This window comes from Candidatus Manganitrophaceae bacterium, assembly GCA_016200325.1.
In the GTDB taxonomy this organism is placed as follows: Bacteria; Nitrospirota; Nitrospiria; order SBBL01; family Manganitrophaceae; genus Manganitrophus.
The window spans coordinates 264,959-285,703 of record JACQEZ010000001.1 but is presented as its reverse complement, the minus strand read 5'-3'; the positions used below and the strand labels follow the sequence as shown (position 1 = coordinate 285,703).

The window sequence follows — 20,745 nt, the reverse complement described above, 5'->3', positions numbered from 1 at the left end:
GAGAGGCGAGAAAAAATAAAAGAGAAGCCCAACAGGTAGAACGATAAAAACAGAAATAAGAAGTACTTTCCTAAAAGACATTCCTATTTCTGACCGTTGACGACGGCATGGGCATCCGTATTGTGTCGCATTCTGAAACCGTGGCATCGAAGGTTACAGCCGGGGCCCTTATGGCCTGCACTGTAGTCATCGACCGTGTTCTGAAGGGGAGCATTGACGCCATTGACCATTTTGCCTGCCCCCCAGAGCGGTTGGTCTTCAATCCGATTCCCCTTAATGTTCGGCTGGAAGTTAATCAGGTGGGTATCGAGGTTGTGGCCCGGATTGTCGGTAATGAACGTAGGATCGCTCAGGCCGACATAAACGGTATTGCCCGCTTCGACGTTGCTGTGAACATTGTTGTGGCATTCATGACACCGCGCATTGGTCCGGCCGACGAGATGAAGCATATGAAGATTTCCACCGGCGTTTCCTTGGCCGTCCACATTCTGCGTCCCGCCTCTGTAAAAATTGGTCAGACGGCTTTTTGGCCCAATCGTTCCAGGGCCTTCCCAATAAGGGGTGACAAAGGCTGCCTCCGAATGGCAATTAAAACAGAGGGCAAAATTCTGGGGATTATAGGTTCTCGTCGCATGCCCCGTACAACTGCCGGGAGTGGAATTATCGCAGAGACTGTCTCCGATCAACGCGTGCGAAGCGGTCCCGATTTTCGTGTCATAGTTATTGCGCAGGATTCTCTTGTAGATCGACCCATGCGGCCCCTGCGGCGCTTTCGGATCGTTGAGGCTGGATACGCGAGTCCCTTCCGGGTTGACCGGGATGTCGTTGGGAACGTCGGTGATCCGGCGATACGCGGTCCCCCGTGTGTCGTCGAAGGTGATCGGTCCCGGGTAGTCGGGGCAGCTGACGTTCTGGCTCCCATCCCAACATCCGAGCAGCGCCGGAAATCCAAGGGCGCTAAATATTCTCGTGAAAGGAAGCGGTCCGCCGAGATAGGTCCCGAAGAGATCGGTGTTGTGACAATCGGTGCAGTGAATCGTCCGCTCCCGGCTCAACCCCATTCTTCCCAGTAGCTGCCCTTGTTGTGTGGGGATGGCCATGTTGTTGGTGTAGTTGTTCAACACCCCCGACTGATTCCGCCCCGGCTGAAAGACCGGATGAAAAGAGCTGTTAAATCGAGGGGGGTTCGGATCAGGCATCAGCGGTCCGAGCGGGTCGGCCGGGTTTTGAGTTTTGAAGTTGTCCGGATAAAATACGACGGAGGTCGGATCGAATTCCTTCCGCTTATTGCTCCCATGGGCGTTGACCCCCAAGGCCGGATTGACCGGGTTGTTCCCCCGCGCCTGAACCATCTTATGGGTCCCGGCCGAAGCAAAGAGCGCCTCGCGGACATGGTTGTTGAAGGTATTCCCGTGGCAGCGGAGGCAAACCTCGTAGATATACGGCTCCCGACGCTCGTCGACCGACTTCAATGTCTCGGCGACGATCCCTCCTTTGATGGTCACCCCCGGCATTCCCTGGAAGCGGTTTCGTCGGGTGACCCGGTGCATGTTGTGGCAGTCGACGCATTCGACATGCGACGTATCGGGGCTCGGGGGCGCGTTTTCGGTGAGCGACTTGTTGTTGGCCGGCTCGGTAAACGGCCCGCCGAAGAAGGAGGGGAGCCGGTTGTCGCTCCCCAGCTGCACCCCTTCTTTCGGCAGATCGATAAAGACCGGCTGATGGCCGAGCGCCAAGGTGAGGTCCATCGCGCTGCCGGTGCCGGTGCCGTGGTCCTGGCCATGGTTGCCATTCCCCTCCCGGTCTTTAAAGAATTGGGTCCGGATATCGGGGGCGCGGGTCGGCGCCTGCAGAATCGACGTCTCTTGCGGCTGATGGCATTGGAAACAGGTCTGCTCGATCGCGACATTCCCGAACTGATCGACCCCCTCCCGCATGATCCGGACCGCTCCTTGGCGGGTGTGCGGATCGTGGCAGACGAGACAGGCCCGCTCCGCCACCATCGGCGCTTCGCCGTTGTGGAGGTTGGTGGCCCCCGGTTTTAAGCGGGAGTCGTCGAACTGACCGGTCTGGCGGTCGCCGAAGTGAGTGTTTAGATCGGCCGGATTGTAGGGCCATCCCGGCTTGTCGTGGCAGAAGAGGCAGATGATCGCCCCGCCTCCCTTGGGGGGGGCCTCCGTGCTCGGCTGCCCGGGGTGCTTCTCCGCCTGCGAGGCGGCAAAGGTCGTCGATTGGAGGCGATTCGCTCGGAGGAATTTTGGAAAATCGACCTGGTGCGGGTTGTGGCACGAGGTGCACTGAACCGAATCGAAAACCTCGGTGCTGTTGCCGGTCGCCCGCCGCAGCGGGGAGAGCGGCGTCGGCGTGCTCTGCGTGAAGGGGCGGCGGATCGGCGGGCCGGGGTTGACGAACTCGGAGTCTTTGGAGAGAAGCTCCGTGTCGAACGTCATCGAGATCGGATGGTCGTTTCGAAGGTCCCGCCCGATCACCCGGGTCGCCTGCTGGGTCGGCCCCTCCCCCACCGGCATGCTCCCCGGCGGGCCGGCGGGCCGCTGGCCGGTCGGGTATTCCATTTGGATCGGATTGAGCCCGGTCGGATCATACCCGCCGCTTCCCGGTTTGTTGAGGACACTTCCCAACGCAATCGTTCCGTCGTGGCAAGAGAGGCAGAGGCGCGAGTAGCCGGTCGGCCGGCCGGGGGCGTTCGGCTTCGCCTCGAACGACTTGCTCCAGACCTGATCATACATCTGATAGTGGGCCGGCGAGAGATTCCGGTTCCAGATCGGCGCCCGGATCTTCACCCCTTCTTGGCTGGCGCCGTGAGGGGTATGGCAGAAGACGCAGACTTCAGTCGTCCCTTGCGGTCCTGCGACCGATTTAATGTTCCGCTCGATGTCGGGATCGAAGAGGTGTTGGAAGAGGGTCGGGTTCGGAACCGGATTGGCGGAGAGGTTGTGTTTGGTGTCGCTGACATCTTCATTGAACGGCTCGACGGTCGGTTGCGCCGAAGAGGGGGTTCGAAAAGGAAGACCGAGAAAAGAGAGTGCAGCGGTTCCCAAGAGGAAGAGGAGGAGGATCGACAGTCCTCTTGCGCTGAATCTGGACGTAAATCTTTTCCTCATCTTCCCCATGACTCCATCCCGGCGATCACTATAATAACCGGTCGTTCGTTTGTCAACATCCGAGCCCTTCTGACAGCCGATATCCTATTCACGCGTCACGCCTACCCCTTCTGCGCCGGCGGCGCCTCCTGCAACAGCTGAAACACTTGCACCCGCTGATTGTAGGCGTCGGCAACATAGATCCGCCCCTCGCGGTCGACGGCAATGCCGGCCGGCAGCCAGAAAAATCCCGGCTCGACCCCCGATTTTCCAAAATGAAGGAGCAGCTCCCCCGACGTATTGAAAACCTGAACATTGTCGAAGAGGGTGTCGACCACATAAAGATGATTCTCCCGGTCGACCGCCACCCCCTTGGGCCGAGAGAATTGTCCCAAGGTGCTTCCGAGGCTTCCAACCTGGGAGACGAACGTCCCGTCCGGATTGAAGACCTGGATTCTAAAATTGAGCGAGTCGGAGATATAAATGCGCCCCTCGGCATCGACGGCGGCATAGGTGGGGAAATTGAGCTCGCCGTCTGCCGTTCCCCGCCGGCCGATCGTCCCCGTCTTCTCTCCGGCGAGGGTATAGATGATCACCTGATGCCCCGTGGTATCGACGACATAGAGCCGATCGCGTCCCTGATCGATCGCGATCCCGGAGACCCGCTTCACCTCCGCTTCTCCCCCGAACACCCGAACTTTGTTCCCCTCGGGATTGTAGACGAAAATCCGATTGAGATCGGCGTCGGAGACATAGACCTGCTTCGATCGGTCAACGGCGAGTCCGATCGGATTTTGCAGCCGGTTAAACGGTGGAGGAAGCTTGAAATATTGGCGGTAGGTATGCTCTTTCTCGTTGAAGTAGTGAACCGCTTGCAGGCCGGTATCGGCAATGTAAACCCCCCCCGCTTCGTCAACGGCAACCCCGGAAGGACGAATCAGGTGGGGCGGCGCATCCTCGCCGAATATGAACCGAACCACCTTCTTAAACCACGAAGGGGTCACCCCGACATCCTTCGGCTCGGCCAGATTTTGGATATAGCTGATCTTCGGCGGATCGGGCGGATCGGGCCAGAAGAGGGTCGGCCGCTTTTCGACCGGCGCCTCCGCACAGGCGGCCAACGCCAGCAAGAGCAGTCCGATCAGGAGAGTTCGAAGCGGACTTCTCTTTTTTTCTCCTTGCTGATCGTTCATTCCATCCTTCCGCGAAACCGAGACCTTCTCTTAGAAAATCCGGGTCGCCCTGGCGAAGAAGGTCTCACTTCGATAACCGACCCCGGCCGTTCGGTCGTTGGCCCACCGGTAATCGACGTTAAAAATAAACTTTCCGATCTGATAGGTCAGCAGTGTCGTGAGCTCCAGCGTGTCGCGATCGAGGGAGACATTCCCATCGCCCCGTTGGTGTCCGTCTCGCCCGCTGAGGGTGATGTTCGACCTCCCGAGATAGAAGTTCCACTGGATCTCCTCAAAAAAGAGATTCGAGTCGAGATAAAAACCGGACGGATAATCTTGCCGCGTCCATCCCGCCGAGAGGAGCCCCCCGCCGAAGAAGTAGTAGCTCCCGCGAAGGTCGAACATGAAGGTGTTTCCTTCAGGGCCGAATCCATGGATCCGCGTCAGGCTCGAAGAGGATTGGAGCAGCAGGGAGTCGTCGAGAAAAACGAGGCCGCGGAAGTAGTTGCTGTCGACGTTGACCTGGAAGACATGCGACCGCTGGTCGTCCTCCGGCTGGACGGTGGGGCTGCTCCGATTAATATCGTTATAGGTATAGGCCAAGGCGACATGGACAATCCGGATCTGCGTGTTCTCCACCCCCAGCGTCACGGTATTCATCAGGTCTTTCAACTTGTCTTTGTTCGGGTCGCCGAGATTGTTCCGGGAGGTGTCGGCCGTCCCATAACTGAGCGCGTAGCTGGCGGTGTAGCGGATAATCTCGATTGAGCGGGTGTAGTTGACATAGCCGCGATAGCGCTGGTAGAACGACTCGGTCGAGGCGCCGAATCCTTCCGTTTTCGTCTCCCCCACCGACGTTCCGACTCCGGTGCCCAAACCGAAAAAGGGACGATAATTGAGGTTAAAATCGCTGAACGGAGAGGTCGTCTTGGTGTCGCCGACCTCGAATTGGAAAAGGCGAACGCTCGCCACCATATCGACGAGCTCCGTCGGGCGGAGCGAGCCGCTCCAGGCGGCAAGAAGCCGCTTTAGATCGATGGTGTCGGGCGACTCCGCATATTCGATCTGCGCATGGGTGTCCCAGAAAACGCTGGGGGTATAAAAGAGGGAGGCGCTGATCCCCCGCTCCTGAGAAAAGGTCAATCCCGGCGCGGCGGTCCCGGAGATATTGGCCCAGCGTGTAAAAGTGCTCAGGTTGAGGGCCGAGGAGAGCCGAGTTTCGGTCGTCAGATTGACCCCCTGGCCGCGAATGGTGCCGACATCGCCGTCGATTCGACCGACGTCGGTTTGATTGAATTGATACCGTCCGATCAACGTTGTATCGCCGATCCGGCCGCTCGACTCCGCATTGAAGTAACGGTTCAGCTGGTCAGGAAACCGATTCGGGTCGTTCGCCTTTAGCTCCGACTGATTATATGAAAGGGAAAGTCGCGGCAGGCGCGGCACCGAGAGCGACCAGTTGGCGCCGTAGGTGGTGACGGTGTCTTTGACCACGACATCGAGGTCATTGGAGCGGCTGACCCGTTGCGCATAGAGGCTGAGCGGCGAAATATAGGGGAAGAGATTCATCGCCACCGAATAATCGGTGAAGTTGAAATTCTGATCTGCAAAATCTCCGTTGGTATGGCCATCCTGGCTGAAGAAGGTGCCGTTGATGGAAAAGGTCCCCAGCCGCGGATCGAGGATATCGCCGTAATCATTTAGGTTGTAGCGCTGCTGAAAAAAATGGCTTTTCGTAACCGCTTGTTGATTCTCGATCGAATCCTGGGTCGTTCGCATATAACCGTAAGTCAGGTCGGCGCTTCCTCCCAAATTCAGAAGCCGTCCCTCGGCGCGACGAGGCGAGAAGAGCGCCGTCGCAAGGAAAACCAGCAGGAGCATCCCGATCCAACCGTTGCGTCTCTTCTCCAAACGGAGCGTTCCTCCCCCCAAGGACGGTCCCACAGAAGATCTCAGCCGCCCGGAACACCCCTCCGGTCGACCTGACCCCCTTTTCAGCCGACTGACCGTCGTAAACCTACCCCCGCCTGATGGCAAGCCGGCCATTCATTCGCACTCTACACTTCCCGTGTTTTTTTGATCTTTCTAAATCTTCCTTGCCTACCTCACTTCATAAATTCGAATGTCCGATCGCTCCCGGACCGTTTGCAACCAACCCTTTTTTTCCGTCTCGGTCGCGGCGGGAAGGGCGCTCCACATTCGCCGGACCAGCACAAATCGCCGCACCCCCGCTTCGACAGCATCCAGGGTGAGCCCCTCTTTCACCAGCGCCGCCTCGAAATCGTGCTGTGTCGAAAATCGCTTTCGGATGCGATCGACCTCGGCCTCCGTTTCCGCCTCGGTCACCTTCCATCCCTGCTTCAGCGCCTCTTGATAGAGCAACTCCTCATCGATCAGCTTATTCAGCATCTCTCGTCTCAGCATCGCCATCCGGTCGGACGAAAGTTCGCGATGGCCGATCTGGCGAAGATAGGTCTGGACCTCCCGGTTGAGCGCCTCCGCGGTAATCGGCGCCTGGTTCACTGCAGCGACGACCTCTTCCGCCGCAAAGAGCGCCGGGGGCGCCAGAAAGACCCGAAACCAGAAGCCAGCAGTCAGAATCCAGAAGAAGGTATTTCCCATCCCTGACTTCTGACTGCTGACGCCTGACGCCTGACTTCTAAATTCCTTTTTCACCTCCCCCTCGTTACTTCCGGTGACAGCTCAAGCAGACCAGACTCCCCGAGTTTCGATCTTGTGGATTCGCCCCCGGCATCGACGCCATCCGGAGGAAGAGGTTGTTGTTGATCGTCTGTGGGGTGATCGGCTCCGAAAGGGCCGGCTGCCCGCTCGGACGGCTTGCCTCGTGCGGATTGTGACAGGAGGCGCATTCGATGTAAGGGGCATCGGGGCGGTTTGGATCGGAGGGATAGGCGCGGATCCGATCCCGCTTGTCGAGCGGCAGAAACGCGCCGTTCGGATTCCGATCGATCCACATCACGCCGCCGCTCCCCGGCATCCGCCCCCCCTTTGTGGTGATGTTCGCCAAGATCTCTCTGAACTGCGGATCGGTCCGGGGGATCTCTATGCTGATTGGATGGTCGTCGCGCAGATCGAGCCCGAGGTTCGGGAACGGCTCCGCTCCGAGCGATGCGTTCGGTCCCCCACCGAGCGCGTCGAAGAAGACAAAACCACGCTCTGTATTATCGCGGCGCCCTTCGCGGAAACTGTTGGTCGCGTCGACCGCGGGGCCCGCCAGCGTCATCCCGATGCTCCCCCCAGGGCCGTTGAAGACCCGGTTGGTCTGAAAGAAGCCGCCCGACCCGGAGCTGTTGATCAAGGCATCGAAGGCGACCGCGCCGTCGTGACAGGAGAGGCAGGCGAGCGAGACCCCCTTCGGCCGCCCCGGCGCCCCCATCATGTCTTGACCGTCGAAATTGGGGCTGTTATAGGGGCTGAAACCCATCGGATCGGAGAGTCGGCGATTCCAGAGCGGCGCGGTGCCGGTCAGCCCGCCGACATTGCTCCGCCCGCCATGCGGCGTATGGCAGAAGATGCAGACCTCTTCATTCAGGCGGATGTCTCCCTCGACCCCTCGGACCGCCGGGTTTCGCGCCCCCCGAAGCGAGGTGAGCTCGCCCGGTTTCGAATCGCTCCCCTCCCGGGCGCCGATATCTGGATTGACCGCTAAGTTATGTTTGGTGTGGCGGACATCTTCAAACGCAAAGACATTGATCAAAGAGAAAACAAGGGCCGCCGAAGCGGTGAGGAGAAAAACCCACCGCCGCCCCCGGAAAGGGGAAAACAGCGGAGAGCGCTTCGGCCCAGGACGATTCAAGCCGCTTTCTTGGCGGGACGCCGCGTTTCGGTCGCTCATGAAGGGGCCCCCTGCGACGGTTCCCCCTTCGGCTTCTCCTTTTCAATCGGGCCGACATATTGAAAAATATCGATCCGATGGTTGTATTGGTCGGCGACATAGATCCGATCTTGATCGTCGATCGAAAGACCGGCCGGCAGCCAGAACTGACCCTGTTTGCTGCCGAACTCGCCGAAGAAGAGAAGCAGCTGCCCGGCCGAATCGAAGATCTGAATATTATTGAATCGGGAATCGACGACATAAATATGCCCTTGAGAGTCGACGCTGATCCCTTTGGGAAGAGAGAATTGGCCGAACCCGGTCCCGACGCTGCCAAATTTGGAGACGAATTTTCCCTCGGCGTCGAAGATCTGGACCCGGAAATTCATGTCGGTCACATAGACCTTCCCCGCCCGATCGACGAAGAGGTTCGCCGGAAAATTAAACTCCCCATCTTCCCCCCCCCGCTTTCCGAACTCGAAGAGAAAGTTCCCTTCGAAGTCGTAAGCGAAGATCTGATGCTTTCGGGTGTCGGCGATATAAACCCGCTTGAGCGCATCGTTGACCGCCACCCCGACCGGCCGCTCGAGACGATTTAAATCGCCGATCGAGAGAAGGTATTTTCCCTCCTGATCATAGACCAGACATTTGCGCAGAATTGTATCGGTCACATAAACCCGCCCGCTTTTGTCGGTGACGACCCCCATCGGCCCCGCCAACGCCCCCGGACCATCGACGCCGATCATGAAGAAGCGGTTCTGTTGGGTGTCGAAGACCAGCACCTTCCGCCACCCCGAGTCGGCGACATAAATGCGCCCCTCGGAGGCAAAGACCCCATACGGCTTGACCAGCTTCACCCCCGGCGTGTCGCCGAAGAGGGCGGCATTGATCCGATCCCCCCATCCTTTTTTCTCGACATCCTCCGCGGCATCGATGCTGCCGACGAATTTGATCCGAGCCGTTTCGGGGGGCGACGGCCAGACCAGACCGCGCTCCGGCGCTTGGACCTTTCGGCTGCAGCCGGTGGAGACGACCAACAAGAGCAATGCCACCCAGAAAACTTTTTTCACCTTGAGTTCCTCATACATTGAATCCTTCCGGCCTTCACTTTTGATGACAGGTCAAACAGAGGGCGCTCCCCCGGTTGGAGGCCCTGAGAAACGGATCCCGCCCCTCCAGGTTTTTCTCATCCGGACTATGGATATCGTGACAGGAGGCGCATTGGACCTTATCCCCCTCAAAGGTCTGAACCCCGTTTGGAAACATCCGCCCGCCGTCCGGCTTGAGAATGGTCGGCTGGTTGAACTGAGGGTCGATGTCGAGCGACGGATATCGCATCGAGATCGCATGGTCGTCGCGGAGGTCTTTCGTAAAATAGCGGACCGTGGCATCATGGGCGCCCGAGAGGCCGCCGTAGGCCCCTTCCACCCGGTTGTGGCATTTCGAGCAGGCGTCGCTTCCCGGCTCCCCTTCGAGCGTCATCCGATAATGCGCGCCGGTTTCGACAATGTCATGGAAGCGGGGGGGCTTTAAGACCGAATCGAGCGCGACCGAGCCGTCATGGCAGGAGAGACAAGCGAGAGAGATCCCGTCGGGCGCCTTCGGAAGGACCGAGTCGAAATTGGGGCTGGAGTACATCTGGTACCCTCGCTCCTGCGGGAGCGTGCGGTTCCAGAGCGGGGCGAAGCTGCTGGCATTGTGCGGGGTGTGGCAGTAGACGCAGGCCTCTCGATAATCGTTGAAGGTTCCCCCTTGCATCGGGCCGCTCTCATTTTGATATCCACGCCAATTCAGTGCGGAGAGATCATGGCGAGAACGGATAATCGAACCCCCTTTCGCCGAAACGGAGATAAATAAAATAAAGGCGATACTGCCAAGTAAGGCGAGACCGTAGACCTTGCTCCATCCCCAAACAGCCCGCTTATTGGGGCCTCTTTTAAACGTCATCCTGGACGGACTCCCCACGCATTGTCATCATCTATCAGGCAGGTCGTTCTTCGAGGTGTCAGCTAAGGGATTCAGAGAGAAATCTTGAATGCAGACACATGCATGAAAACGGCAAGGATTACTATAGTTTTTTTTAAACTTTTGTCAAGAAAAAAAAACGGCAAGCGGGTTCCGAAAGGCTCTCTTTTTTCACTCAGTTAACCGATTTTAGAAAAATTCGTTGACAAAAAAAAGTCGGTATGGTATCCAAGCGTCTTGGATTCCACTTCGGCATCGGTGAGGGGAGGGAAGATGAAAAGCGTTCGGATCGGCATCATACTCGGATTGGCTCTTCTGCTATCCTATTTTTGGGTCGGTGATCGGGTCATGGGATATTATGGGGATATGGTCCTGAACAGCAAAGCGGAAAAGCGGGGGATGCCGCCCGTTGTCTTCCCGCATTGGTATCACCGTGCGGAATTCAAATGCAAGGTCTGTCACCCCGCCATCTTTGAAATGCGATCCGGGGCAAACGACATCGATATGAAGAAAATTATCGTTGACGGACAATTCTGCGGAAAATGCCATAATGGAACGATCTCATGGAAGCCGATCGATTGCGGTCGTTGCCACTCGGGTACGCCGGGGATGACAACAGGGGTTTTGGAAGGCTTTCCAAGGTAGCGTCGCTTCGATTATAGTGTAAAGACAACCGACTCGCTTTCCTTAGAATGAACGGGGAGGATTCTGATGGCTTGGGTTAAAGAAAGAAAAAGATTGCTTTATACCGGATGCGTGCTGGTACTCCTGGCCCTCTCAACCCTCTATGCCTGTATCCGGCAGGCCAAGAGTGAACCGGCCAACCCCACGGCGGCACCCGCTGCCGCCGGCGCGCCACCGCAGGTGGTCGCCCAAGCCACTCCCGTTCAGGCTCCGGCACAGGCGAAGGAGAAAGACCTCTCCGCCACGCCGCCGCTGATCGCTCCGCCCCCCGTGAACTCCGTCCCCCAATTCGCCGATCCGACGCAGCTTCCCGAGCCGGGCCCGCCCTACAATCGGGACAACTCCAACGGAGATGTGGTTCTGAAAAGCTTTCCGACCGATGCCGTCGGCGCCATCGACTGGGTCAAGGCCTTTAAAGAAAATATGATCAAGCCGCACGAAGCGCTCGATCTGAACAAACCCCCCGTGCCCCCGTTCATGTTTGACATCGAAATCCCGGCGGTCGGTTCCATGCCGAACGTCATTTTTCCACACTTTCCCCATACCTTCTGGTTGGATTGCGCCAATTGTCACCCCGGCATCTTCATGATGAAGAAAGGGGGCAATCCGATCTCAATGGTCAAGATCGTCAATGGGGAGTTCTGTGGACGATGCCATGGCCGGGTCGCTTTCCCGTTAGCGAACTGCACCCGCTGCCACGTCAAGCCAAAGAGCTAGGAGCTCGGGTTTCACAGAGGCTGTCGCTCGGTCCCTCTCAAGCGGAAAGAGTCCGTGTCGATTCGGTATCGTACCGCGTGGTGTGGTCTATTTCCTGATTTGTCATTGATCGTCATGCGTTTAGACAAACGAAAAAGTTCCTTGTTGAAAACCTATCTGATCGCCTTGATACTTTTCGTCCTCTCGGTCCATCCGGCACTGGCCGGGAAAAAGAGTGACAAGGAGCAAGAGCGCCTCGTCGGACCGGTCAAGACCGTCCTCATTGAATTCACCAAAATTTCGAACGAAAAGGGAAAACCGGTCGAAAGCGCCCGGACCCCCTGGCTCTCGAATACCTATGACCTGAAGGGAAATCGAGTTCAGGAAGATCAGCTCTATGAAGACGTCGCGCTCAACTTCAAATCGGTCTTTACCTATGACCCGACCGGCAACCTGAAAGAAGGGATCGAATACGATTACAAAGGGTTTCCGACCTTCAAGTGGACCTACACCTTCGATCCCGAGCAAAATCGGCTGGAAGAGAGACGAACCCAGGTCAACGGCGTTCTCTTCTCGAAGGTACTCTACACCTACGATAGAAATGGAAACCTGATCGAAGAGGTCCGCCAGCAAGTCCAGAGCACCAAAGACTTTAAGTGGGTCTATCTCTACGATGCCGAGGGAAGAAAGGTCGAAGAAAACTTCTATCTCGTCCAGCCGCAAGATCCGCAGCATGAAGCGGTCAGCACCCTCGACTTTAAAACCCTCTACCGTTATGACGCGAAGGGAACGCTGGTCGAGGAGACCCGATTTGATGCGGCGGGGGCGATTCGATTTAAAAAACAATACACCTATAAATTCGATTCGGTCGGAAATTGGATCGCCCAAACCGCCGAGGAGTGGATCACCCGATCGGACAAAACCACCCTCGAGCCGACCGGAGTGACCTACCGGACCATCGCGTATCACTCACCCTGAAGATCGAGCCGATCGTCTGAATGAACGTTAAACGAAACCTCCGAAGAAGCTTCCTGAACCCAACGCGGATCATCTTTTTTGCCTCACTGGTTTTTATTTTCCAGTTCCTGATCCCCCGCCCCGCGGCCTCGGCTCCCAACCCACACGCACCGCCGGAAGAGAGCTGGAGTTTCTTCACCCTCTTTTCAATCGTTCGGGCACTGACGATCGAGGGGGATGTTCTCTGGATCGGCACATCGAACGGCCTCCTCCGATATGACATGGCGCGGGAGGAACAGAAGGCCTATACGACCAAAGATGGGCTCCTCTCCAACATCATCCACACGGTGGCCATCGATCCAAAGGGGAACAAATGGATCGGCACCTACGGGGGGGGATTGAGCAAGTTCGACGGAAAGCAATGGACCACCTACACCCCCTACGGCAGCGGATCGATCGCGAATTATGAGAATGCCTGGACCCGGTTTGTCAGAGGCAAAGGGCTCGGCGATCTCTGGGTCTATGGGGTCCACTTCGATCCGAAGGGGACCATGTGGGTGGCCACCTGGAAAGGGGTCAGCCGATTCGACGGAAAATATTTCCAGACCTACACCACCGAGGACGGCCTCATCGACAAATGGGTTTACACCCTCGCGCAAGATCAAAAAGGGACCTTCTGGTTCGGCACCGAAGGGGGGGTAAGCCGTTTTGATGGGAAGCGCTGGAAGAGCTGGACCAACAAAGAGGGGGTCGGCGCCGACGTCGGCCGGGTCAAGCCGCCGGAAGCGTCAGACCTTCAATTTGTTCCGAAACACCACCAGGGGGGAGAAAAGCCGCTCGAATACAACCCGAACTATGTCGTCTCCTCGGTCATCGACGCTCAAAACCGGCTTTGGGTTGGGACCCTCGGCGGCGGGCTCTCTCTCTTTGACGGGAAAAGCTGGAAGAGTTATACAAAGCAGGACGGCCTTGCCGGGAATATGGTGCATGCCCTTAAAATCGATTCGAAGGGAATCTTGTGGATCGGAACGGAAGGGGGGGTGAGCCGGTTCGACGGCCGGACTTTCATCAATTTCACCGAAAAGGAAGGGCTCGGTGCCGTCTACGCCATCGCCATCGATCGCCAAGGCCACAAATGGTTCGGAACGTTCGGCGGGGTCGCGCAGTACCGGGGAGATTAAGGGAAAAAGACGTCCGCGATCAGCCGTCCGCTCAAAATAAAATTCAGATCCTCTTCTGTTACGGCCTTCCGACGCTGCTGTATTTGAATCCGAGGTCGGCCATCCGCTTCGGCTCATACACATTTCGAAGGTCGATGAAAATCGGGCTTTTCAGCCGCTTCTTGATCTCCTCCAGATTTAAATTTCGAAACGGGTTCCACTCGGTCATCAGGATGAGCGCATCCGACCCATCGGCGACTGAATAAACATCTTCGGCATACTTCACCTCTTTTAAGACCTTCCTCGCCTCATCCATCGCCGCCGGATCATGGGCGACAATCCGTGCCCCTTTTGCTTGAAGCGCCTCAATGATGGCGATCGACGGCGCCTCCCGCATGTCATCGGTGTTCGGCTTAAACGAGAGGCCGAGGATGCCGATCTGTTTTCCTTGAAGGTTTCCGACCTCTTTTTCGATCTTCTCCGCCATCCGCTCTTTCTGCCGTTTATTTACATCGATGACGGCATTGACAAGCCTGAATTCATAACCGCTTTGTTGTGCGATCTGTGCCAGCGCCGAGACATCCTTCGGAAAACAGGAACCGCCGTATCCGGGACCGGGGTGTAAGAACTTGGAGCCGATCCGGCCGTCGAGCCCCATCCCCTTCGCCACCTGCTGGACATTGGCGCCAACGTTTTCGCAGAGGTTGGCAATCTCGTTGATAAAGGTGATCTTGGTCGCCAGAAAGGCGTTCGACGCATATTTGATCATCTCCGCCGTCGGAACGTCGGTGATCAGCAGCGGCGTCTCAATCAGATAGAGCGGCCGATAGAGATCGCGCATGATGGCGACCGCCTGCTGGCTGTTCGCCCCGATGACCACCCGGTTCGGCCGGAGGAAATCTTCAATCGCCGATCCTTCCCGCAGAAACTCCGGATTGGAGACGATATCAAAATCGAAATGTTCTTTTTGGCGGTTTCCGATGATGCTCCGAATCCGCTCTCCGGTTCCGACCGGGACGGTGCTCTTCGTCACAACCACCTTGTAGCCGTTCATATTTTCGGCGATCGTCTCGGCGACCTTTTCGATGTAGGAGAGATCGGCCATGCCGTCTCCCCGGTCGGGGGTTCCGACGGCGATAAAAATGACCAAGGCCCCCTGAATCGCTTCAACCGTATCGGTCGTGAAGGAGAGCCGCTTGTTCTGCACGTTCTTCTTAACGAGCTCTTCCAAACCGGGCTCATAGATCGGGATAATCCCTTTTTTAAGCGCGGCGATCTTTGCTTCTTCTTTATCGACGCAGGTGACGGTAACCCCGAATTCCGCAAAACAGGCCCCGGTCACCAGACCGACATAACCGGTGCCGATCACAGCAATATTCATCGTTTTCCTCTCTTTTCTGATCGATAAATTTCAAAAGTATACGAAAAAGAAATGGAATTGGCAAGCAAATGATAGAATTTTGAACCTTTTTGGATACCAAAGTCAAATCTTGACTCCACCTGGAGAACCGTGTACGCTTACAATCAATCCCAAAATTAAACATCTTGCATATTTCTTTGCATATCTTTAAGGAGTCATCCGTGGCAACGCAAGACCCCGCGAGCGAAACGATCCGCCGCACCCTCCATGAGAGCATCCAGGTTAAGGAAGGAATCGTTCGGACGATGGTCCCGGAGATCGCGCAGGCGGCCGATTGGATCGTTCAATCGTACCGGAATGGCGGCAAGCTGATTCTTTTTGGAAACGGCGGGAGCGCCGGCGACGCGCAACATATCGCGGCGGAATTAGTCGGACGGTTCGAGCGAGAACGACGGGCGCTGCCGGCGATTGCGTTGACGACCAACAGCTCGACGCTTACCGCCATCGGCAACGATTACGACTACAGCAAGATCTTTTCGCGCCAGGTCGAGGCGTGGGCCGGCCCGGCCGATGTCGTCATTGGAATCAGCACCAGCGGGAATTCCTCCAACGTCTTGGAAGGGATTGCCACCGCAAAAGCAAAGGGAGCAAAAACAATCGGCCTCACCGGCGAAAAAGGGGGCAAGCTCGGTTCACAGGTGGATCTCTGCCTGAAGGTCCCTTCCTCCAGCACCGCCCGGATTCAAGAATCGCACATCCTGATCGGCCATCTTCTCTGCCTCTTGGTCGAGCAGTCTCTCTCCTAACGTCTCGCCTCCATGCCGGGAACGCTTTACATCGTCAGCACCCCCATCGGAAACTTGGAAGACATTACCCACCGCGCCCTCCGCATCCTCAAAGAGGTTTCAACCATCGCAGCGGAGGACACCCGCCATACCCAAAAGCTGCTCTCCCATTTCGACATTCACACGCCGCTCACCAGCTATCATGACTTCAACAAGGAAGAGAAGACACCGCTTTTGCTCTCCAAAATGGTGGAGGGGGCCTCGATTGCGCTCGTCGCCGACGCCGGCACCCCCACCCTCTCCGACCCCGGCTTTTATCTCATCCGCGAGGCAACGCGCGCCGGACTTCCGGTCAGTCCGATTCCGGGGCCGGCGGCCGCGATCGCCGCCCTCTCCGTCTCCGCCCTCCCGACCGACCGATTCGTCTTTGAAGGTTTCCTTCCGAAAAAGAAAGGGGCCCGCGCCCGCCGGCTGGAACAGCTCCGTACCGATCCCCGTACCCTGATCTTTTACGAATCTCCCTATCGGATCATCGGCCTTCTCGAAGAGATCCGCGCCGCCCTCGGCGATCGCCCTGTCGTGGTCGCGCGCGAGATGACCAAGCTCTTCGAAGAGTTCATTCGTGGAAATGTGACGGAGGTCTTGGAAAAGATCGGGAAGAAGACGGTGAAAGGAGAAATTACGCTGATCGTCGGCGGAAATCGGGAGGAGGACTGAAGGGGGAGGTCGACGCGGCTGATCCGAAACCCATTTTTTCCGCTCTGTCGCCGCCACTTCAATACACCCGCCGTCGCATCCCGATTCGGTATCCAAGCAGGCGTTCCAAATGGGCCGTCATCTCGGCCGGCGTCAGGTGAACCCGATCTCCATGCCCCGGAAGAAGCCATTCGAAAGAATGGTCACGCAGTTTTGCGATCGACTCGATCAGCCGCCGCCGGTTCCAGACGAGTTGCTCCGGGGCGCCGAGCTCCCCGAGATCCCGCTCCCACCAGAGGTGATCGCCCGAGAAGAGAAACCGCCGGTCATACAGCAGGGCAATACTCCCCTCCGTATGTCCGGGAACGGGAATCATTTGAAATGCGTCCGAGACCGGGATCGGCGCCTCTCCTTCCACAATCCACTCCGCCACCGGCGACGCCGCCGCATCGGCCCGATGAATGATCCGGGTCGCGCCGAAATGTTTTGCGTAGAGAGAGGCATCGGCCACATCGTCTTCGTGCGTCAGGAAAATGTAGCGGAGGCCCCCCTTCTCTTCGAAGGCGTCGGTCAGCGGCCGCACATAGCGGGGGGAGTCGATCAGCCAGTTGCCGGCGGGATGGCAAATGAAGTAGCTGTTTCCGCCGAACGATTTTGCCGAATGAAATCCGTTATAATAGACCCCATCGTCCAGAAGAATCGGAAAACGTCCCATCGCCTTCTTCAATCGCAATTTATCACCCCGCTCGGCGCCGATGGAACCGACCGGACAGGCGAGCAACGCCTGATACGCCTGATCCAACTCCTCATCCCCGTCCGGTTGATGAACGACGGTGGAGTAGTCGCCCGACTCTTTGAAGCTCTTCGGCGCGAGTTGTCGGCAAGCGTCGCAATTAATGCAGGTAGCATCGACGAAAAAATTGCCCGCCACATTGGTTGCCAGCCGTTTTCTCAGATCTGCCATCTTCTGCTCCTGCCGAAAGTAAATCCCGACCCATAAAAGTTCATTATAGGCGCGATGACCGGCTTCTGCAAAGGGGGGTCCGAAGCGCTCGGAGATCAACGCGCAGCCGTTCTATATGTCCATATAAAATGAAAAATCGCTGGGATGATCAATGACCGTTTCTATGGGCCTCCCCCGAAATGTTATAATCGAGGAGATGATCCTACTCCTTCCCCTCTTTCTGCTCTTCGGTTTTTCGTCGGCCTGGGCAGCCTCTCCCGAATATCAGCCCGAATATCAGATTGTCGCGGCCTATTCCGAAACGACGCAGCGGATCTACGGGTCGGAGACGATTCACTTCACCAACGAAAGCCCCGTCCCCCTCTCGGAGATCTATCTCTTCCTTTATCCGAATCTCTACCTGGAAAAAGATCCCCGCGCCGAAATCACCGCCTTTCAGCAGACCTATCCGGTCGGATTCAACACCGGTGAAATGGAAGTGACCGCCATCCAAGATGCTCACGGCGATAGCCTCTCCTCTTTTCCGGAGTTGTTCAAAAACAACATGCTGATGCGGGTGCCGCTCCCCCGCCCGATCGGTCCGGGAGAGTCGTTCGACGTCATCGTTCACTTCACGACGGTGATTCCGGAGAAATATGGCGTCTTCGGACAATACCGAAACCTAGTGACGTTGCAGGGAGGGTGGTATCCCTATCTCGCCGCCCGCCGGGACGATCAATGGAATTTTCTCCTCCCTCCCGCGCCGAGCGGATGGAAGATCTATTTTACCCTCCCGTCCGACCGGGACCTGATCGCTTCGGTTCCCTGGAAAGGGGTTTATGAAACCGGCGCGTGGCGGACGTTTTTATTCGAAGCCGATCGCCTCCCCTATTTTTCTCTCTCGATCGGATTGCGTCCGGTTCAGAAGGAGAAAACAATCGGGCCGGTGGTGCTGACCTATCACTTTCGATCGGAAGATCGGATTTATGCGAAGGGGGTGTTGCGGACGGTCGATGAGGCAACCTCCTTCTTTTTAAGAACCGCGGGGCCCCTTCCGCCGACACAGCTTCAACTCACCGAATCACATCTTTATCAGGATCTGGCGACCCCTGGGGCCGGTATCCTTTTTTTGAGCACCAAGCTCTTTAAGACGTTCCCCCTCCTGAAGCGCTTTCACAGAATGCGGATCGCGAGAGGCCTCTTTATCCTTTTATGGCGCGAAAAGCTCCCCCAGGAAGAGGCCTGGGTCATCGAGGGGCTCGGAAGCCTCGAAACCCAGCGCTTTTTTCAAGACAAATACGGTCCGCGGCCAACCCTGGCGACTTGGTTGACACCGCTCGGATTTATCCCATTCATCGACGACATTCTCTACTCGAAGGACCTTCCGCTCCGACAGGTCTATTTCAGCGAGTCGTCCGCTCATACCGTCAACGAAGACATTCAATTCTTCAACGCCTCTCAGGCGGATGGGGCGACGATCTTTGATCGGATCCGAAACCTCGTCGGCGAGCAGAAGGTGGAGGAAGCAGTCGCTGCCTATCTGCAAGAGGTGGCGGCGGGCGGAACCCCCACTTTCCGCCGGATCCTCTACCGGCTCTCGGGAACGAATTTGGACCCGCTTATCGATCAATGGCTCTCGGCGAGCCCGGCGCTCGACTTCGGTCTCTCGAAGATCTCAAAGAAAAAGGTGGAAGAGGGATATCTGACGTCGATTCTCGTCGAAAAAAAAGGGATCGGCGTGGAGCCGATTGAGATCCTGGCCGAGGAAAAGAATGGAACGCAGATTCCGCTCTTTTGGACGGGGGAGGAGAATTCCTATGAAGGGCTCCTGATCACCCCTTCTCCGATCACCTCGGTGGAGATCGACCCGAGCCATCAGTCGAGCGATACCAATCCGTTGAACAACCGGTATCCCAACCGCTGGAAGGTGCTGGTCACCGATTTTCCGACACCCGACTATAACGTCAACACCCGAACGTTCACCTACTCCGGGGAGCTCCTGTTCCAGCGGATGTATGACGATCAGAATGGGATCACCGTCGATTATTCCCACTCGGATATCGGTGAAGCGGGGGGCGTTTTCCTCAGCCACGTCTTAAAACGATATCAAACGGGGACATTCGGCGTGGTCTATCAAGCGCCGGAGACCCCCATTGACTCCCCTCCGCAGAAGCCGGCCGGGACCCTCCATCTCGGTTATGCGCTGAACGTTCCTGAGATTCCGCTGGCCGGCTTCGTCCAGCGGCTCACCGGGCGGTATCCGAAGAGCAATCTCACCTTGGGATTCGATCAGCGCTTCACCGGCGGGCTCTATCAATCGCTCTTCGCCGGCAGCATCGATCTGCGCCGATCGTACGCGCTCTCCAATTACCACGAGATCGTCGGTCGTTTTTTTTGGGGAGAATCGGTCGGCAGCCTTTTCAAGAAAAGCCGGTTTTTCCTGGGGGGTGAAGATGCCATGCGGGGGTTTGTTCCGCTCCGTTTCGAGGGGAGCAACATGACGCTGGTCTCGATCGAATATCGCTTTCCGCTTTATTATGAGACCGATGTCAACATGATGGGGCTGATGCTGACCCACACCCTACAGAACGTTCTTTTTGTCGACAGCGGGAACGCGGCCGACTATCAGACTTTGTTCTCCCTGACCCATTACAAATTCGATGTCGGATCGGGAATCCGTTGGTACATCGATGCGTTCGGCTTCTATCCGGTGATCTTTCGGGTCGACGTGGCGATCCCGATCGACTCCCCGGTCAAAGCGGAAAGCAGGCCCCATTATTACCTCGGCGCCGGGCATGCCTTTTGATCCGCCGGTCGGTATCCGACGGACCTGTTTAAATGATCGCTCATACCATCTTGGTTTGCGTCTGGATCTCTTGCGTAACACTTTTTCGGACCCCTTCCGGACCTGCGTCCAGAAATCTCCAATCCGACTCGGCCGCCGGGTGCTGTTTGCCGCCCGAACTCTCGGGAGACTTGACCGCCGTCAATACCCAGGCGCAGCCAAAGCTTAAAAGGATCATTGCAATCATGATCGGAAATACATAGGTCAAAATTTCCTCGTACATCGCTTCCTCCTTTTCCTCGGGTTTCCCTCGTATCCTTCTTGGAATTGAGTTAGTCCGCTTCGAGTCATCGTTTTCAGAACGTTAAATCGACCCCATTTTCCTCATTCGCGCCTGTCGCTCCTTGAGATTTCGATCGATTGAAATGATCGAGTGTGCCAAGGCGACCAAGACCGACATTGAGAGAGAGCCGATAATAAATGCGCCTAATTCCCATGAACTTGCCATAGATCCCTCCATAAAAAAAACGCGCCCCCCACCTACTTGAGGTGAGGAGCGCCTTTGCTCCTGAGGTACACCGCCGTACTCTGCCCCTAAATAAAGCA

General features: G+C 56.9%; 18 protein-coding genes. 7 read left to right on the top strand and 11 right to left on the bottom strand.

Annotated features, from left to right (window positions below):
* Positions 1–83 precede the first annotated feature (83 nt).
* The 7 genes from HY282_01350 to HY282_01320 all read right to left on the bottom strand — a co-directional run bounded on the left by HY282_01350 (position 84) and on the right by HY282_01320 (position 10,055).
* Positions 84–3,122: a hypothetical protein gene (locus HY282_01350; protein MBI3802394.1), complete on the bottom strand. Its 3,039-nt coding sequence runs from the start codon at positions 3,120–3,122 to the stop codon at positions 84–86.
* A gap of 101 nt (positions 3,123–3,223) precedes the next feature.
* Positions 3,224–4,294, bottom strand: coding sequence for a hypothetical protein (locus HY282_01345; protein MBI3802393.1), 1,071 nt, complete (start codon positions 4,292–4,294; stop codon positions 3,224–3,226).
* A 30-nt stretch (positions 4,295–4,324) separates the two neighbouring features.
* Positions 4,325–6,217 carry a hypothetical protein gene (locus HY282_01340; protein ID MBI3802392.1) on the bottom strand — a complete coding sequence of 631 codons (1,893 nt, stop codon included), beginning with the start codon at positions 6,215–6,217 and terminating at the stop codon, positions 4,325–4,327.
* Between the two features lie 156 nt (positions 6,218–6,373).
* Entirely contained in the window at positions 6,374–6,949 is a 576-nt protein-coding gene (locus HY282_01335; protein MBI3802391.1) for a SurA N-terminal domain-containing protein, read from the bottom strand.
* 10 nt (positions 6,950–6,959) lie between these two features.
* Positions 6,960–8,129, bottom strand: a complete 1,170-nt coding sequence (locus HY282_01330) for a hypothetical protein (protein MBI3802390.1) — start codon at positions 8,127–8,129, stop codon at positions 6,960–6,962.
* Positions 8,126–9,178: a 6-bladed beta-propeller gene (locus HY282_01325; GenBank protein MBI3802389.1), complete on the bottom strand. Its 1,053-nt coding sequence runs from the start codon at positions 9,176–9,178 to the stop codon at positions 8,126–8,128. Before HY282_01325 ends, HY282_01330 begins: the two co-directional genes overlap by 4 nt.
* 34 nt (positions 9,179–9,212) lie before the next feature.
* On the bottom strand, positions 9,213–10,055 hold the full coding sequence (locus HY282_01320; protein MBI3802388.1) for a cytochrome c3 family protein: 843 nt from the start codon (positions 10,053–10,055) through the stop codon (positions 9,213–9,215).
* A 291-nt stretch (positions 10,056–10,346) separates the two neighbouring features.
* On the opposite strand from HY282_01320, the gene HY282_01315 reads away from it, so the two are divergent.
* The 4 genes from HY282_01315 to HY282_01300 all read left to right on the top strand — a co-directional run bounded on the left by HY282_01315 (position 10,347) and on the right by HY282_01300 (position 13,591).
* On the top strand, positions 10,347–10,718 hold the full coding sequence (locus tag HY282_01315; protein ID MBI3802387.1) for a hypothetical protein: 372 nt from the start codon (positions 10,347–10,349) through the stop codon (positions 10,716–10,718).
* A 462-nt stretch (positions 10,719–11,180) separates the two neighbouring features.
* Complete coding sequence (locus HY282_01310; protein ID MBI3802386.1) at positions 11,181–11,474, top strand: hypothetical protein; 294 nt, start codon at positions 11,181–11,183, stop codon at positions 11,472–11,474.
* A gap of 144 nt (positions 11,475–11,618) precedes the next feature.
* Complete coding sequence (locus HY282_01305) at positions 11,619–12,431, top strand: hypothetical protein (protein MBI3802385.1); 813 nt, start codon at positions 11,619–11,621, stop codon at positions 12,429–12,431.
* Positions 12,432–12,451: 20 nt separating this feature from the next.
* Positions 12,452–13,591, top strand: coding sequence for a regulator (locus HY282_01300; protein MBI3802384.1), 1,140 nt, complete (start codon positions 12,452–12,454; stop codon positions 13,589–13,591).
* A 58-nt stretch (positions 13,592–13,649) separates the two neighbouring features.
* On the opposite strand, the gene HY282_01295 is transcribed toward HY282_01300, so the two are convergent.
* Positions 13,650–14,951: a UDP-glucose/GDP-mannose dehydrogenase family protein gene (locus HY282_01295; GenBank protein MBI3802383.1), complete on the bottom strand. Its 1,302-nt coding sequence runs from the start codon at positions 14,949–14,951 to the stop codon at positions 13,650–13,652.
* A 284-nt stretch (positions 14,952–15,235) separates the two neighbouring features.
* Between HY282_01295 and HY282_01290 the strand changes: the two genes are divergently transcribed.
* Both HY282_01290 and rsmI read left to right on the top strand, forming a co-directional pair.
* Entirely contained in the window at positions 15,236–15,736 is a 501-nt protein-coding gene (locus tag HY282_01290) for a D-sedoheptulose 7-phosphate isomerase (protein ID MBI3802382.1), read from the top strand.
* Between the two features lie 12 nt (positions 15,737–15,748).
* Positions 15,749–16,432: a 16S rRNA (cytidine(1402)-2'-O)-methyltransferase gene (gene rsmI / locus HY282_01285; protein ID MBI3802381.1), complete on the top strand. Its 684-nt coding sequence runs from the start codon at positions 15,749–15,751 to the stop codon at positions 16,430–16,432.
* 58 nt (positions 16,433–16,490) lie between these two features.
* On the opposite strand, the gene HY282_01280 is transcribed toward rsmI, so the two are convergent.
* The gene (locus tag HY282_01280; protein ID MBI3802380.1) at positions 16,491–17,375 is read right to left on the bottom strand and encodes an MBL fold metallo-hydrolase; all 885 of its coding nucleotides are present in this window, start codon (positions 17,373–17,375) and stop codon (positions 16,491–16,493) included.
* Between the two features lie 151 nt (positions 17,376–17,526).
* Here HY282_01280 and HY282_01275 point away from each other — a divergent pair, with 151 nt between their 5' ends.
* Positions 17,527–20,160 carry a BamA/TamA family outer membrane protein gene (locus HY282_01275; GenBank protein ID MBI3802379.1) on the top strand — a complete coding sequence of 878 codons (2,634 nt, stop codon included), beginning with the start codon at positions 17,527–17,529 and terminating at the stop codon, positions 20,158–20,160.
* 40 nt (positions 20,161–20,200) lie between these two features.
* Here the strand turns inward: HY282_01275 and HY282_01270 are convergent, their stop codons facing one another.
* Both HY282_01270 and HY282_01265 read right to left on the bottom strand, forming a co-directional pair.
* On the bottom strand, positions 20,201–20,422 hold the full coding sequence (locus tag HY282_01270; GenBank protein ID MBI3802378.1) for a hypothetical protein: 222 nt from the start codon (positions 20,420–20,422) through the stop codon (positions 20,201–20,203).
* Between the two features lie 81 nt (positions 20,423–20,503).
* Complete coding sequence (locus tag HY282_01265) at positions 20,504–20,647, bottom strand: hypothetical protein (protein ID MBI3802377.1); 144 nt, start codon at positions 20,645–20,647, stop codon at positions 20,504–20,506.
* Between the last annotated feature and the right edge of the window lie 98 nt (positions 20,648–20,745).

Bases quoted from the DNA above. Each gene is read 5' to 3' on its own strand.
- HY282_01350 (MBI3802394.1), bottom strand. From the start codon at position 3,122: ATGAGGAAAAGATTTACGTCCAGATTCAGCGCAAGAGGACTGTCGATC.
- HY282_01345 (MBI3802393.1), bottom strand. From the start codon at position 4,294: ATGAACGATCAGCAAGGAGAAAAAAAGAGAAGTCCGCTTCGAACTCTC.
- HY282_01330 (MBI3802390.1), bottom strand. From the start codon at position 8,129: ATGAGCGACCGAAACGCGGCGTCCCGCCAAGAAAGCGGCTTGAATCGT.
- HY282_01320 (MBI3802388.1), bottom strand. From the start codon at position 10,055: ATGACGTTTAAAAGAGGCCCCAATAAGCGGGCTGTTTGGGGATGGAGC.
- HY282_01315 (MBI3802387.1), top strand. From the start codon at position 10,347: ATGAAAAGCGTTCGGATCGGCATCATACTCGGATTGGCTCTTCTGCTA.
- HY282_01310 (MBI3802386.1), top strand. From the start codon at position 11,181: ATGATCAAGCCGCACGAAGCGCTCGATCTGAACAAACCCCCCGTGCCC.
- HY282_01300 (MBI3802384.1), top strand. From the start codon at position 12,452: ATGAACGTTAAACGAAACCTCCGAAGAAGCTTCCTGAACCCAACGCGG.
- HY282_01295 (MBI3802383.1), bottom strand. From the start codon at position 14,951: ATGAATATTGCTGTGATCGGCACCGGTTATGTCGGTCTGGTGACCGGG.
- HY282_01290 (MBI3802382.1), top strand. From the start codon at position 15,236: ATGGTCCCGGAGATCGCGCAGGCGGCCGATTGGATCGTTCAATCGTAC.
- rsmI (MBI3802381.1), top strand. From the start codon at position 15,749: ATGCCGGGAACGCTTTACATCGTCAGCACCCCCATCGGAAACTTGGAA.
- HY282_01280 (MBI3802380.1), bottom strand. From the start codon at position 17,375: ATGGCAGATCTGAGAAAACGGCTGGCAACCAATGTGGCGGGCAATTTT.
- HY282_01275 (MBI3802379.1), top strand. From the start codon at position 17,527: ATGACCGTTTCTATGGGCCTCCCCCGAAATGTTATAATCGAGGAGATG.
- HY282_01270 (MBI3802378.1), bottom strand. From the start codon at position 20,422: ATGTACGAGGAAATTTTGACCTATGTATTTCCGATCATGATTGCAATG.
- HY282_01265 (MBI3802377.1), bottom strand. From the start codon at position 20,647: ATGGCAAGTTCATGGGAATTAGGCGCATTTATTATCGGCTCTCTCTCA.